At 41.9% G+C, this 13,814-nt stretch carries 17 protein-coding genes; 9 read left to right on the top strand and 8 right to left on the bottom strand.

Going from position 1 to position 13,814, the window contains the following annotated elements:
- Positions 1-39 precede the first annotated feature (39 nt).
- A complete protein-coding gene (locus tag QXW63_02085) occupies positions 40-468 on the top strand; it encodes a hypothetical protein (GenBank protein MEM3460690.1) in 429 nt (142 codons plus the stop codon).
- Positions 469-782: 314 nt separating this feature from the next.
- Positions 783-2,288 (top strand): hypothetical protein, encoded by a 1,506-nt coding sequence (locus tag QXW63_02080; protein MEM3460689.1) that lies wholly within the window; start codon positions 783-785, stop codon positions 2,286-2,288.
- Between the two features lie 23 nt (positions 2,289-2,311).
- Here QXW63_02080 and QXW63_02075 read toward each other — a convergent pair whose 3' ends face one another.
- From QXW63_02075 to QXW63_02045, 7 genes are all read right to left on the bottom strand, one after another.
- Complete coding sequence (locus QXW63_02075) at positions 2,312-3,754, bottom strand: ATP-binding cassette domain-containing protein (GenBank protein ID MEM3460688.1); 1,443 nt, start codon at positions 3,752-3,754, stop codon at positions 2,312-2,314.
- Positions 3,751-5,124 carry a terminase family protein gene (locus QXW63_02070; GenBank protein ID MEM3460687.1) on the bottom strand — a complete coding sequence of 458 codons (1,374 nt, stop codon included), beginning with the start codon at positions 5,122-5,124 and terminating at the stop codon, positions 3,751-3,753. Before QXW63_02070 ends, QXW63_02075 begins: the two co-directional genes overlap by 4 nt.
- Positions 5,121-5,423, bottom strand: coding sequence for a hypothetical protein (locus tag QXW63_02065; protein MEM3460686.1), 303 nt, complete (start codon positions 5,421-5,423; stop codon positions 5,121-5,123). Before QXW63_02065 ends, QXW63_02070 begins: the two co-directional genes overlap by 4 nt.
- A gap of 5 nt (positions 5,424-5,428) precedes the next feature.
- Positions 5,429-5,659 carry a hypothetical protein gene (locus tag QXW63_02060; GenBank protein MEM3460685.1) on the bottom strand — a complete coding sequence of 77 codons (231 nt, stop codon included), beginning with the start codon at positions 5,657-5,659 and terminating at the stop codon, positions 5,429-5,431.
- A complete protein-coding gene (locus QXW63_02055; protein MEM3460684.1) occupies positions 5,643-6,041 on the bottom strand; it encodes a hypothetical protein in 399 nt (132 codons plus the stop codon). Before QXW63_02055 ends, QXW63_02060 begins: the two co-directional genes overlap by 17 nt.
- A gap of 106 nt (positions 6,042-6,147) precedes the next feature.
- Positions 6,148-6,381 (bottom strand): hypothetical protein, encoded by a 234-nt coding sequence (locus QXW63_02050; protein MEM3460683.1) that lies wholly within the window; start codon positions 6,379-6,381, stop codon positions 6,148-6,150.
- A gap of 18 nt (positions 6,382-6,399) precedes the next feature.
- Positions 6,400-7,323 carry a hypothetical protein gene (locus tag QXW63_02045; GenBank protein ID MEM3460682.1) on the bottom strand — a complete coding sequence of 308 codons (924 nt, stop codon included), beginning with the start codon at positions 7,321-7,323 and terminating at the stop codon, positions 6,400-6,402.
- A 430-nt stretch (positions 7,324-7,753) separates the two neighbouring features.
- Here QXW63_02045 and QXW63_02040 point away from each other — a divergent pair, with 430 nt between their 5' ends.
- From QXW63_02040 to QXW63_02010, 7 genes are all read left to right on the top strand, one after another.
- Positions 7,754-7,966, top strand: a complete 213-nt coding sequence (locus tag QXW63_02040) for a VapB-type antitoxin (GenBank protein MEM3460681.1) — start codon at positions 7,754-7,756, stop codon at positions 7,964-7,966.
- On the top strand, positions 7,947-8,363 hold the full coding sequence (locus QXW63_02035) for a PIN domain-containing protein (protein ID MEM3460680.1): 417 nt from the start codon (positions 7,947-7,949) through the stop codon (positions 8,361-8,363). The genes QXW63_02040 and QXW63_02035 overlap by 20 nt, the downstream gene beginning before the upstream one ends.
- A gap of 179 nt (positions 8,364-8,542) precedes the next feature.
- Positions 8,543-9,139: a hypothetical protein gene (locus QXW63_02030; protein ID MEM3460679.1), complete on the top strand. Its 597-nt coding sequence runs from the start codon at positions 8,543-8,545 to the stop codon at positions 9,137-9,139.
- Between the two features lie 144 nt (positions 9,140-9,283).
- On the top strand, positions 9,284-9,517 hold the full coding sequence (locus tag QXW63_02025) for an AbrB/MazE/SpoVT family DNA-binding domain-containing protein (GenBank protein MEM3460678.1): 234 nt from the start codon (positions 9,284-9,286) through the stop codon (positions 9,515-9,517).
- Positions 9,510-9,896 carry a PIN domain-containing protein gene (locus tag QXW63_02020; GenBank protein ID MEM3460677.1) on the top strand — a complete coding sequence of 129 codons (387 nt, stop codon included), beginning with the start codon at positions 9,510-9,512 and terminating at the stop codon, positions 9,894-9,896. The genes QXW63_02025 and QXW63_02020 overlap by 8 nt, the downstream gene beginning before the upstream one ends.
- A 109-nt stretch (positions 9,897-10,005) precedes the next feature.
- Positions 10,006-10,218, top strand: coding sequence for a hypothetical protein (locus tag QXW63_02015; GenBank protein MEM3460676.1), 213 nt, complete (start codon positions 10,006-10,008; stop codon positions 10,216-10,218).
- A gap of 187 nt (positions 10,219-10,405) precedes the next feature.
- Positions 10,406-13,030 carry a PKD domain-containing protein gene (locus QXW63_02010; protein MEM3460675.1) on the top strand — a complete coding sequence of 875 codons (2,625 nt, stop codon included), beginning with the start codon at positions 10,406-10,408 and terminating at the stop codon, positions 13,028-13,030.
- Here QXW63_02010 and QXW63_02005 read toward each other — a convergent pair.
- On the bottom strand, positions 13,027-13,800 hold the full coding sequence (locus tag QXW63_02005; protein ID MEM3460674.1) for an ATPase domain-containing protein: 774 nt from the start codon (positions 13,798-13,800) through the stop codon (positions 13,027-13,029). The genes QXW63_02010 and QXW63_02005 overlap by 4 nt on opposite strands.
- Positions 13,801-13,814 lie beyond the last annotated feature (14 nt).

The raw sequence follows: 13,814 nt of genomic DNA, 5'->3' as shown, positions 1-13,814 counted from the left end.
ATTCCTCTTTTCTGCGCAATCTTAGTTCTTGTGAGTTTTGTGAGTTATAGTTTTGGTTACGATTTAGGACGCAACGGCGGCTATGAAGTAGGCTACACTAAGGGAGTTACAGATGGAGCTGGAAGAGGCTACAATATCAGAGACCCAACCTATAACGAAGCATTAAAATTTCTAGCACAAGACCAAACAGATAAGAATCAGTACAATGAAGATACCTACTATTGTTTCCATTTTGCAGCAGATGTAAAGAAAAATGCGTTCAAAGTGGGCTATAGATGTGGATTAGTATACATAGAATTCACCTCGGGAGCGCATGCAATAGTTTGCTTCAATACTACGGACAAAGGAATAATATTTATTGAACCACAGACCGACGAAATCGTTCAAGTAGTCGTAGGAAAATATTACGAGCCCAGCGAATTCTGGATTACTGGAGGGACCATTAAAAGCTACGCAATAGTCTGGTGACAATTTACGTAAAAAACGAATCATTAATAGTTATACACGTATGAAATCTGGCTAATTTCATTTTCTCTAGGAAAAATTGAACTATTTCAGTAAATTACATAAGTAGGAAATTTATTGTTACTGAGAATCTCTTTAGCCAATATTGAAGAGATAAGTATCCATAGAATTTTGGGTTCTATCTATTTATAAGGGAGGGGTATAGTTTTTGCGAGTGCACTTTAGTTTGCTTTGATTCGTATTGTGGGTTCAGAATTTTTTAATAGTCGTTTGCTTTCTCACCATAGCCAAAAACCAAACATAAAGAAGGAAACATTATGAAAATCAAAATCCTATTAGGCTTATTGTTAATCTGCATAACCCTAACCAGCATCCTAACACCAGCATTCCCAGCAGACCAACTACTCGCCACAGACTTCACGCAAGAAAGCTTCCAAAAAACAATCGACTTCTTCGAATACGCAAGAGCATTCGCAACCGCACACGGCATCCCAGAAAACATACCCTCCTACTGGCACGCCAACCTATACATGACCTACATAAACACAAGCGGACTACACATGCTCTACGCAGGACTAGTCAACATAACCTTCGGCTTAAACGCATACTTCACAATCCCCATGCAAAGCTTCATAATGCACTACAAAACAGAAAACAAAACCCGCGACGTAATAATGGCATCCACCTTCCTCATGCTCCTCGCATTCAACGAAACCGCAGACTCAATCCACCCCAACTCACCAGACATGAACGACACACTATGGGCATCATTCAGCATGGGCTTCGACCTAAGCACACTAGGCGCAACACTCCCAATCCTCAACAGCAAAACAGAAACCATCCCACTAACAAGCACAACAGACAAACTACAATGGACATGGGGAATGCGATACACAAACCTCACAGCCTACTGGTGGCAAACATGGATAAACCCAAACGACCCACACTACCAACAAAACTGGCCAACAGCCATAACAGTATACGACGAACTAACATTCACATACAACCTAACCATAAACCCAACAACCAAAACAGCAACCCTAACAGAAAACCACATCATAGGCAAAATGAACCACCTACTACTCTTCACAGCACCCTTCTGGCTATACCTCAACAACACAGGCACATACCTCCTCGGCAACCTAGTCCCAAACAGCCCAACAATCTACCAATTCCTACAAGAAAACCAAATTAAAATGAGCATCGTAAACTTCCAAACCTCAGTCCTACTTGACCGCACAACATACAGCCAAACCACAACAGGCGAAAACGTAACCGACAACGAAAAAGACGTCAGCGACTCATCCATTTCCACATACGCAGACGACGGCGAAAAAATCTTCGACGTAGCATTCGGCACAAAACAAACATATAAACTATACAACTACACCCAAGACCAAACAGAAACCCAATACGACACATACGACTCAACAACCCGAACCGCCAAAATCAACAGCTTCGCAAACAACACAGGCCTATTCACATACCACATAGGCTTAATGAAATTCCTACCCTTTGTCACATACAACATGAACCCACAACTATTCAACAAAGCCAAAGACACAATCACAAACATGACAAAAGCCAACTACTTCTACATAACCGCATATCCAACATACAGCGGATACAAAATAGAACACGACCCAACATTCACCATCTACCTAACACCATCCGCAACAACCACAACACCACCAAACTGGACAACCATCATAATCCTAACCACAATAATCATCGCAACCACAGCAACCGCAATCATAATCATACGCAGAAAAAAACACACACAAACCACACAACTAACACAACCACCAACAAAACCAACCTAAAACCTTCCCAAACCCCTTTTCTCTTATAATTCTCCAAACTTATCCCAAAACAAATAAACCTTCACCTGCAACAAAACACCACAAACCCTAATCAACTTCACAAGCTTCTCAACACCCGCACGTCTCACCCCCTCAACATAAGCCTTCTTATCCCCAAACACAGAACCCCCACCAAAACACCGCACAAACCGCGGATGCACATTCCCAACAAACGCATCCTTAATCTCCCCAATCTCCTTCTCACTCAAACACGCCAACCTACCACGCAAATAATTCTCACAACCCAACAAATCCCTACAAAACCCCACCCTCTCCAAAACCTCCACAACCCTCAACGCCTGCTTACAAGGCAACTGCACAGCAACCCTACGCATCCCAGCCCTCTCCGCAAAAGGATTATACCTAGCCATAACCGCAACCAACTCAACAAAACGCGTCCCAGCCAAAGCCAAAGTCTCCCGCACAAGCCTAACACCCAAACCAATCGAGCGATACTTCGGATGCACAACCACACGACTAACAACACTAAAATCCCTCTGCAAATCACCAAAACTGCCCTTCCACACTTTACTTCTGCCAAAAGCCAAAGGCGACGCATAACTGTAAACAATAACCCCACATAACTCACCACCACGCCTCAAAACAAAAACCTTCCTCGGAGGCGGACAACGACCAGAACGATAATGAAAACCACTCAAACACTTATAATCCGCAAAAGTGCCTTCTTCAACACGCATCTCCCTCATCAAACTACACTCCCCTGCCGCCTCATTCACATAATACTTCACACTGATTTCCTTACCAAACCGCTTATGAACATGCACACTAGGCCTCAAATCCTCAAACAAATCCCCATGAGTCGTCGCCACAACCACAGCCTTACCCATCTGCCTCGCAGCCTTCTGCAAATTAAAAGCCACAATCTTCGCCGTGTCACGATCTAAAACGCTGCAGAACTCGTCAGCAATCCACCATTGTTTGCGGCTTTCCATTAATTTCGCGATTCGGTAGCGATATTTTTGTCCATCGCTTAGTTCTCGAAAACGCCTAACGAATAGGAAAGCGTCGTTTAATCCAGCCTTGCTTAACAGTTCGAGTGCTTCGGTGAAGTTTTTGCCGATTGTGTCGATTATTGGTTTGTTTGGGTTTGGCTTTATTTTTTGCATGTCTGCTGCTTCTTTGCCTAAATCGTGTTTTATGGCTTTTAATAGGACGCTTTTTCCTGAGCCGCTGTCGCCTGTGATGTAGACAATGTCTTTTGGGCTGATTTTTAATTCCACATTGTCGTAGATTGGGAATTTTTGGGTTTGGTCTATGCCTAAGCCGAAGGTTTCTGCGACGTTAAGTGTGCGGGGTGTTAGTTGTGTGGCTGTTTCGTAGGTGATGTTGAAGGTGAACTTGCCTGTTCGTTTGTCGTAGCGTCTTGCGAGTTTTGTTATTTTAAAATATTCTTGTTTTCTTGTCATCTTGTTGTGCCTGTGGTTTGGTGTTTGAGAAGTTTTTTTCTTAATTGTTTTAGTTTGTGTTTGCCTTTGCTCATTTTTGCGATGACCCAGAATTTGGGTGTTGGTTCTGTTTTTGTGGCGTAGCATGCGAGTGCTAGTGCCCAGAGGAGGTCGTCGTTTGTGTTAGGTGGATGTGTGAATTGGAGTTTTCCGGTTTTTGTGTATGTGTATTGTTGGTTGTTTATTTGTTGGAGGAGTTTTTTGTTGTATGGGATTGCGAGTTTTTGTTGTTCCATTAGGAGTTTTAGGTGTGTTAGGAGTTGGGTTTTGGTTTCGTTTGTGAATTTTATGCCTTGTGTGTTTGGTATGTTTTGGTTTTGGATTTCTTCGAGGATTGGTTCGCCGATGCCTGTTTGGTCTATGAGGGTTTTTTGGATGTTGAGTTTTTGTTGTGCGTTTTTTAGGTGTTGGATTATTTGTGTGCATGGTGTTTCGAGTGGGAATTCGTGTGTGTAGACGAGTTTGATTGTGTCGTTTTCTTGTTTTTGGGTTATTGCTATTGCGGTGTGGGTTTTGAGTTTGCCGAGGTCTATTCCTGCGTAGTAGTTGCCTTGTTGTGTTGGTTGTTCGAGGTTTGTGTAGGGTTCTAGGTTGATTTTTTGTGCGTGTTCTACGCATTTGCGGATTAGTTCTTGTGGGAAGTAGGTGTTTTGGGTTTCTGTGAATTCGGCTTCGTATTCGCGTTTGTAGGCTTCTTTTGTCATGTTTTGTTGCATTTCTTGGAGGAATTGTTTTGGGATTAGTGGGTTTTGTTCTGATTTGATTTTGTATGTGGTGTAGTTTGGGTTTAGGAAGGCTTGGTGGAAGAAGTGGTTTTTGTCCCATGGTGTGCTTAGGAGGATTGCGGTTCCGTTTGTTGTGCTGAGCATTGGGAGGATTATTTCTGTTATTATGTGTTCGGGTGTGAATGCGGCTTCGTCGCAGATTGTTAGGTGTGCGGTGTATCCGCGGAGTTGGTGTTCGCTGCATGGTAGTGCGATTATTTGAGATTTGTTTGTTAGTTGGATTAGGGTTCGTGTTTTGCGGGTTACGCTTTGGTTGAGTAGTGGGTTGTTGGTGATGAAGTTTAGGATTTTGTCGAACATTATTATGCTTTGGCGGAGTGATGGCGATATTATTAGTGTTGTTGTGTTTGGGTTTGTGTATGCGTAGTGTATTGCTTTTGTTGCGATGGTTGTGGTTTTGCCTGTTTGTCTTGCCATGCAGGCGATGATGCGTTTGGTTTGGTCGTTTAGGAGTTGTTGTTGGTATGGGAAGGGGTTGAAGTTTAGGAGTGTTTGTGCGAAGAGTGTTGGGTTTTCTTTTAGTTGTTTTAGGGCTTCGATGGTCATTTTCTTTTGAGCCTTTTTGCGAGGGTTTTTGCTTGGGTTTGGATTTGGCTTAGGAGTTTGGCTAAGTCTGCGGTTTGGTCTGGTTGTCCGTGAAGTTTGAGTAGGGCTGAGAGTGTGCGGATGTGTCCTGCTAGTGTTTGGTAGTAAAATGCTCTTTTGTTTTCTGAGTGGGTGTTTTCTGCCATTTTTAGGAGTTTGTTGATGATGGTCCATTCGATTTCGATTAGGTCTTTTGCGTTTTTCTTCTCTGTTTGGCTACCCCCTCCCTTATTTATAGGTTGAAGTGGTGGTTCTGTCATGTGGTTCACGCTTTTTGTGTGATGAATATGCCGGTTAGTGTGCCTGTTAAGCCGGTGATTGCGGAGAAGATTTCGCTGTTCCATTTGCTTAGTGCGATTAGATGTGTGATTTCTATGGCGGTTAGGCTTAGTGTCATGGCGACTGCGAATTTTACGCCGAGGACCAAGCGTGGGTCTGGCTGGATTTCTCGTTGCCGATTTCGTCTTGTTAAGGCTTTTTTAATTGGGTCTTTCATGGTTTACCATCTTTTGTTGTTTTATGCGTTTTGCGCCACTGGTGCGTTTTCCGCCGACGAGGAAGCTGTTTAATAATTGTTTGGCATCAGCGGGTGGAACATGGTTTTTGATTATGGCGGTGACGTTAGAAGCCCAAGCGACTGGAACAGCCGTATAATCAATATCATAAACGCCGTCAGCATAGCGAAAACTGTTCTGAGCAAGAATAATATGCCGGTTCTTCTCGCCCAAAACGCCTAAGAAAATGCCCCAACTTTGGACTGGGACATCTATGCCGCTTAAACCACCGCTAAGGCTTTTGCCTATGCTAGCATCAAACCAGTCAACCTTCACAAGGTCGCCAAGGCTTAAACCTTTAACTTGCTTAACAACCTCCTTCATACTACATCATCAAAAGAAAACGAGACCAAACAGCAAATATAAAGAAGAACGAAATTTACCAATTCACAAATTTACAAGAAGATTCTTCTTTTCATTCGTTTTTGGGTCAGCAGTCCTTTGCTTTGAATAAAACTCCGTTAGTTTTTAGGTCATCGTAATTTGCGCAAGCGATTAATCCTTGTTTGGAAACAACATCTATTTGGTCCGAAGTTTCCTTTGCCAGTTGTTTTGCATACTTGAGTGCTTCTGTTTTTGTTGAGAATACTTTTATTTCAGTGGTCTTCCCCATGTTTGGATGTCTTGCTTCTACTATGAAGAACTTTTTGAGTTCCATAACCAAAAATGAGCGTTAAACACTTTAATATTTTTCTAGTTTTAAGCAGTTCACTAATTGTTGGAAGTTCCTAGGAGTAGATAAGTCGCAAGAAAACGTATATTTTAAAGGGACAATTTTGCTTTTTAACGTTGAAATGGTTTTCCTACTGAAATCTTTCGCTATTAATACTGCCTTCAAACACTCCGGACCAAATTCGCCTAAATAATCTTCAAGCTGTTCAAAATCCCTTGTTATCGCTTTTCCCACTTTTATTTCTACCATAATATTCTTGGACTCTCCAATCGGCACAGCTTCTTTAATGAAAATATCAATATGCCCCTCTGGAAGCGCTTTTTCCCCTAATACTTCAAGATTTTCCGCCTTAACTTCATTCACAGAAATATCTTCTAAAAATCTCTGTAACTTTTCTTTGTCGCTTAAATAATGGCGAATTGCAGACTGAAGAATTATTTCTCTAAATGGAAATATATAGGGAATGCTTACCAACGATTTGTCTGTGGAAAACTCTGGGATAAACGTCGAGGAAGAATATTCTAAATTCTCAACATTTTCGAAAAATTTTTCACCCATCTGAGAAACGTTTTGTAATGTAGTCTGGTCAGCTTGAAAATGTGTTTTTCTATAACCACCTCTCAAAAGCAAATTCTCGGCAACATATGCAAATTCTGCTCTAATTAGTGGCTCTTCATATTTTCTAACAGGTCTAAGGTATAACCGAAATGGAAAATAATACGTTTTTCTTGAGATTTTGAAAGTGACAGGCTTCCAAGGCGGTAAATTCTCAGCGTCTCTAAGAGCAACCTTCTTCTCAACTCGATAAAGATTATGAGCTTTGGCTGCATATAAAAAGGAAACGAAATCGTTTTCTTTTATTTCACAAAAAGTCCAAAGACCATTAATACTATTAGAAAAACCTGCTAACGCGTATTTTTTACATAGTTCCAAGTTTTCTTTGCTAGATACTGATATTAAAAAGTAATTTACCGTTTCCTGTCACCTTTTGAACGAGTATGCTAAAAATAATATAAAGTTTTTCAAATACCTCGAATACATTCTTTTTGCTCTCAACTGGATTCTCGAACAAGAAGATATCAACTTTTGGGGAAGACCTCCAAATAAGCAACAAGAAATAAACGAAATTCTTCAAAATTGCAATGTAACTCCACTAGGAGATAGGCTTGGTAGCCAGTTGGCAATATCATTATTCTGTAATGTAGCTCTTGGAGTCCATCCAGTGCAAGCTTTCATAAGAGCCAACCTCGATGTTTTACCAGTAAAAAGAGCAAGAGGAGCAAAATAAAGGTAGAAACCTTTTCCAATGGTCTGCAGTATATTTATATGCATGTATACTGCATACTTGTATATGGTGAACTGCGTGAGCGAAGCAACAACAATTAGGGTTTCAAAAAGCACGTTAAAAATGCTGGAGAAGCTACGCAGAAAATTGGGAGCCCAAACTTTAGACGAAACAATAAAACTTTTCATAGCACAACAACGCAAAAAAAGGCTCAATGAAACATTCGGCATAGACAAAGGCAAAATAAAACCCTTCACAGAGGAGGACCGCGGTGAAAACAGTAGTGATTGACTCTTACGCTTGGATAGAAATCTTTATAGGAAGCACCCGAGGCGAAAAAGCCAAAGAAACCATCCAAAACGCCGAAGAAACCTACACACCAGACATTGTCTTAGCAGAAATAGCCCGCAAATACCTACGCGAAGGCGCAAAACAACAAACAATCAGCGAACGCCTAAAAACAATAGAAGAAACTACGGAAATAACCTCAATAGACAAAGAAACAGCCATAGAATCCGCAAAATGCTACATGCAACTAACAGAAAAAACCAAAAAAGAAAAACTCAAACCCCCAAGCCTCTTCGACGCCATAATACTCGCAACAGCAAAAACCCTAAACGCAAAAATAATAACAGGCGACGAACACTTCAGAAACCTAAAAGAAACAATATGGATAGGCGAAACTTAAGACTTTTACTCTCCCATTAAAGCCTCAAAAATTGAAAGCGAATTCTCCTTTCCTGCCAAACTTTTCAACACTATAATATCCACTTTCGTGAATTTAAAAACCAATCCAGAATAGGCTAAGCCCGAAACACCTAAATCCGCTTTTCACACAATCACAATAAAAGGAGCCGCAAAACAAAATTGAAAATAATCCTCCCAATCACACTACTAATCATCCTCTTAATAGCCATACCCACCGCCGCACTATTCGCTGTTTACCTCCCAGCAATCGCACAATACAACCGCCTCTTCGGAGCCCACGTCACCATGGCAATGGACCAAGCCACATTCGAAGGAATAGAAGACCAAATCAACACAATCTGGACACAAATGAACACAACATTCAACGCCTACGATTACAACACAACCTACAGCAGCCCATGGTACTGGGAACAAAACTACGAAAACAGCCTCGCCGCCCAACAAGACTACTTCCGCCAACTAACCAACAGAATAAACAGCTACAAAACAGCCTACCAACAAATGGCACAAAACAACACCAACCCAATCCTAGTAGAAGACTGGTACGACAAAAGCATCAACAACCTACGCACAGAAATGCAACGCGAAGGAGGCTTAGACTGGGCAATCCGAGGCGCATGGTACCTAAACTTCGCCCCAGCAGCCTACTGGCTACTATGGTGGCTAACACCCACAGAAATAGCCCTATTCATCGCACTAATCGCCATAATAGTCTGGACAGCAATCAAACGCGGATGGACAAAACACAAATACTAAAACGCCAAATTGCACTCCAAACACTTAACATCCACAATTGGTATGCTAACCCTTCTATCGTGTAATCTTCCCAAATAACATGGTCATTACCAGTAGGAACCCTTATATGTACTACCAACAAAAAGTACTACAGAGAGACCAAAAATGAAAACCGAAGAAGTAATAGTAACCAGAAAAGGCCAAACCACAATCCCAGCAGAACTCCGCAAAAAACACAAAATCCAAGAAGGAACACGCCTCGAAGTCATCGAAACCCCAGAAGGCATACTCTTCAAACCCAAAAAATCAACCACCGACCTCGCCGGCTCAGGAGCAAAACACGCAACCCCAGAAGAAATGAAACACTTCCTAGACAAGCTAAGGGAAGAAGATGCCTAAAACAGTATTCGACACAAGATTCTTCATAGAACACTACTACTCCAAAGACAAAGCGACTCTACAAAAAACAACACAAACAATACGAAACACCAAACAAAAACACATCTCAACCATAACAATCCACGAAATCTACCAACTCACACTACAAAAAGAAGGACGCGAAACCGCGAAACTAAGAACAGAACTCCTAGAAAAAGACTTCAAAACAATAGACGTAAACACACAAATCGCAAAAACCTCGGCAGAAATAAGACACAAACACAAAATTCCAATGGCAGACAGCATAATAGCCGCCACAACCCAACACCTAAAAGCCACATGCATAACAGACGACCCCCACTTGAAAACCATCAAAGAAATCAAAACAAAATGGCTCTAAAACACCAAACACAAACATTCCCCAAACAAATTATACGTCAAAACCGCCTACGCACGCACCCTTAAATATTCGCTGTCAGCCCAGTCCAATCTGGGGCGAAAAACAGGAAATGACAGAAATCCTAGACAATGGCTTAAGAAGAATAGGCGTAAGCATAAGCAAACCAGTCCTCGCAGTTCTCTGCATAGTCTTCGGCGTCCTCGCAATCGCATGGGAACCACTACTACGCTTTATAGTAGGCACACTCTTCATAATCTTCGGCATACTCCTTCTCATCGAACACGTAAACGCCAAAACGCCACCGCCGCCGCCATCACAATAAGCACAATTGTTCCACTTATGCGTTCAGATTCAAAATCAAGACTGCAGATTCATAACATTTTATTGAACAAGCAACAATGAAATCGCTGAACTCATGAGTTTCGAATCTGAAGCCAAAAACAGCACTATTCCAGAGACTAGTCGCTAAACTATGCTTAATCACCTGCATAAAAGAGGAAAAACAAAACATGAAAAACAGCAAACTTACAAAAAACAAAAAGTTACAGAAAATAACACTATGCTTACTTCTGTTTTTGGCTTTTCTGCAAATTCTCAACCTCAAAACGCCCACCATCGTAAATGCTGACACTACTACGCTACAGGTGTATGCTGAAGCCGCCAGCTTCGCAAGACTAGACGACATCGACCCGTCAGGATGGTTCTACCAAGCCGTGCTATATAACCCAACAAACGCGCCTATAACCGTGACGGGCTTAAGATGGCTGTATAACGCCACTGCAAAAATAATTGACGTAGCCAGAAACGTACGGTGCTATGACACGCGCTACTTTACCGCGTCACCAACAACCTATAACCCAGACGACAAAACAATCTACTGGGAATACTCGCCTGGAAGCATCACAGTAAACGTGCCAGCTAAATCTCTTATCGTAACATGGATTGAAGTACCCGTGTACTCCGTAAACAATGATGGAATAGTAACAACCTACTGCCTGCAAGCCTACGATGGCACACAATGGCTAACCTCGCCACTTTACACATCGCATAGCGGACACGACAACGCCGCCACAACACTGTTTCGCGCAGACTTTAACTTGACAACAAATCCAACAGACGAGAACCATGCACACCCAAATCCAGAATGGCTTTTCAACGAAGACAGAACAATAATTGCTGGCTTGCCAACACGCATTAGGTTGATACCCATAACAATGTCAAGAAATTCGCAAGGAATAAACTACGCTACTGTAAACATAACACTGCCACAAGGATGGACATACACCCCTGGCTCTGCTTACCTTCCTTACGGTGATGTGGTAACTTATTATAACGAGAATGGTGTGGACAAGCTCAAATGGGACTTTACAAAAGATGTCCTGAAATATGCATTAAACACTTCTATGGCACAGAACTATATAGAATTTAATGTTACAGCACCATATGTTTCTGGCATTCACAACTTCACTGTAACAGCGACTATAACGAGTTTGGCTGGACGAACAACAACAGAAAACCAGTATATCTACGCACTTGTTAAGACTCCGCCAACTGCAAACTTCACGTTCACACCAGCCACACCATTAACGCAGGAGAGCGTAACATTCAACGCCACAAACAGTTATGACCTAGACGGAACAGTAACAGATTACTTTTGGGATTTTGGAGACGGCGCAAACGCCACGGGCATAACTGCAAATCACGTCTACGCTGACAATGGAACATACACTGTAACGCTTACAGTAACAGACAACGAAGGATTAAAAAGCACATTGCAAAGCGCAATCACAATCCAAAACAGACCGCCAATTGCGCAGTTCACAAAATCTGCCCAAATCGTCTACACTGGCGAAACCATACTCTTCAACGCAAGCACTAGTTTTGACCCAGACGGCACAATAGTTAGTTATTATTGGGATTTTGATGACGAAACAAATGCTGTCGGCGCAACCGTGAACCACTCTTATGCGCACACTGGAATTTACTCTGTAAAACTTAATGTCATAGACAATGATGGCGCCTCAAACATTACCACTCAGTTCGTGACTGTGCTTAACCGTCTACCTTTAGCCTCCATAACAATAATACCTGCACAACCAAAAAAGGATGAAGTGGTGGTTTTTGACGCGTCTGGCTGTTATGACCAAGATGGTGTAATAGTGAGTTATGTTTGGAATTTTGGCGATGGCAACGTAACAGAAACCAGCAATCCAATGATAACACATGTTTACACCAGCTCCGGGACTTTTAACGTGACTTTAACATTAATCGACAACAACGGCGGATACAAAGAAGCAGTTCAAACAATAACAATAAGCGAAGACAGCGACACTTCGGCTCCACCAAGCATAAATTGGATTTGGTTTCTACTGGTTATTCCGCCTTTAATACTGTTTTTTGGAGGAGTTTTGTGGAAAAGGCGAAACTCTGGCAAAAATGCAAGAGGATTTGACTATTTCAAGGAGATAACTGACGGAGGCATACCTGATTCCTTCTCTGTTTTGGTCACTGGCATGCCTGGTTCGGGAAAGAGCACTTTATGCCAAGAATTGGCGTATTCTTTTTTGAAGGAAGGAAATACTTGCATTTATGTTAATTATGACTGTTTTCCGAATGAAGTTAGAGAAGACATGAAAAAATTTCATCTTGACATGTCTGACTATGAAGAGAAAAAGAAGTTTCTATTCATCGACTGCTTCTCTTCTATAGCAAAAGTCAGCAGTAAAGAAAAGTACTCGTTGGCTCAACCGTTTTCGTTAGCTGATCTGGGAATAATAATGTCGCAAGTGACAGGTGAGGCTGGAGGTTCGCCGAAAGTTTTCTTTGATTCGGTTGTTCCACTTTTAACGCATGTTGACCCTTCGAAAGTTGTTGAGTTTTTGCAAGACCGTAGTGCACGCATTAAAGGAGTGAATGGCACTTTTGTTTTTACTGTAGGCAAGGAAACGATTGAGCCGAGTTTGGTGAATCGTCTTGAGGAGTTTGTTGACTGTGTGATTGAGTTGGATGTGAATACTATTAAGGGAAAGAGGGTTCGTAGGTTGCATGTTAAGAAGATGCGTGGAAGAAAGCCTTCTGACAAATGGATTGATTTTGAAATAGACGAAAAACGTGGAATAGTGTTTCTTGTTTAGGGAGAACGTTGTGGAACAAAAGCTGTCTTGTCCACATCAACTAGAGGCTCTTCTTCTGCGAAGACTTCGATGCCTTTGCTGGTTATCTTGTATGGGCGAATTTGGTTGTCATGGGCGATTCCGCGCATTTTCTCTATTTGTATGCCGCCATGAGCGAGAAATTGGCTTCTCCACGAATGAAGCACTATGACTCCATGCGACAAAAACTCTTCTACAAGCACTTCCCTCTGCAAAGTTAACGCCTTAAGCTCTGTGGTAATTATGTTGGTTGTTCCCAGTTTTGCAAGAGCCTCAAGCAAGTCCAACGTTGCATTTCGTCTTTCTGCGGTATTTTCATATTGAAGGATTAAACTGGCAAGAGGGTCGATGACTATGCGTTTGGCGTTTATTTTTTCAGCGTGGCTTCTGATAATTTCTAATAGGCTGAAAAGACTGAAATCTCTTTTGCCGATTCGGTAATCGCCAATTTTGACTTCTCCAGGAATATGCCTTACAGGAGAAGCATCAATAAGCGCTAACTTGCGAGTTTCTTCCAGTTTATTAATGTTCCAATCGAAACCAGCTAACTCTTCTTTTAGAAGTTTTATGTCTTCATCAAGCGAAACGTACAAGCCGGGCTCGTTATGGATTGCACCGTAACATAAGAACTGAAAGCTTAGGATGGTTTTCCCAGAGCCTGGATTACCAATGAGAAGAATTGAGCGTCCTGCAGGTAAGCCGCCATTTAACATTTTGTCTAAGCCATCAATGCCCGTAGGTATTTGTCGCATGCAATCGCCCATGA

It is taken from the genome of Candidatus Bathyarchaeia archaeon (assembly GCA_038873195.1).
Taxonomy (GTDB): domain Archaea; phylum Thermoproteota; class Bathyarchaeia; order Bathyarchaeales; family Bathycorpusculaceae; genus DSLH01.
The sequence above is the reverse complement of the archived record's forward strand: the minus strand, read 5'-3'. Positions and strand labels throughout refer to the sequence as shown.

Excerpts from the sequence above, each read along its gene's own strand:
- QXW63_02015 (MEM3460676.1), top strand. The coding sequence starts at position 10,006 with ATGACAGAAATCCTAGACAATGGCTTAAGAAGAATAGGCGTAAGCATA.
- QXW63_02080 (MEM3460689.1), top strand. The coding sequence starts at position 783 with ATGAAAATCAAAATCCTATTAGGCTTATTGTTAATCTGCATAACCCTA.
- QXW63_02025 (MEM3460678.1), top strand. The coding sequence starts at position 9,284 with ATGAAAACCGAAGAAGTAATAGTAACCAGAAAAGGCCAAACCACAATC.
- QXW63_02075 (MEM3460688.1), bottom strand. The coding sequence starts at position 3,754 with ATGACAAGAAAACAAGAATATTTTAAAATAACAAAACTCGCAAGACGC.
- QXW63_02070 (MEM3460687.1), bottom strand. The coding sequence starts at position 5,124 with ATGACCATCGAAGCCCTAAAACAACTAAAAGAAAACCCAACACTCTTC.
- QXW63_02005 (MEM3460674.1), bottom strand. The coding sequence starts at position 13,800 with ATGCGACAAATACCTACGGGCATTGATGGCTTAGACAAAATGTTAAAT.
- QXW63_02060 (MEM3460685.1), bottom strand. The coding sequence starts at position 5,659 with ATGAAAGACCCAATTAAAAAAGCCTTAACAAGACGAAATCGGCAACGA.
- QXW63_02020 (MEM3460677.1), top strand. The coding sequence starts at position 9,510 with ATGCCTAAAACAGTATTCGACACAAGATTCTTCATAGAACACTACTAC.
- QXW63_02055 (MEM3460684.1), bottom strand. The coding sequence starts at position 6,041 with ATGAAGGAGGTTGTTAAGCAAGTTAAAGGTTTAAGCCTTGGCGACCTT.
- QXW63_02065 (MEM3460686.1), bottom strand. The coding sequence starts at position 5,423 with ATGACAGAACCACCACTTCAACCTATAAATAAGGGAGGGGGTAGCCAA.
- QXW63_02010 (MEM3460675.1), top strand. The coding sequence starts at position 10,406 with ATGAAAAACAGCAAACTTACAAAAAACAAAAAGTTACAGAAAATAACA.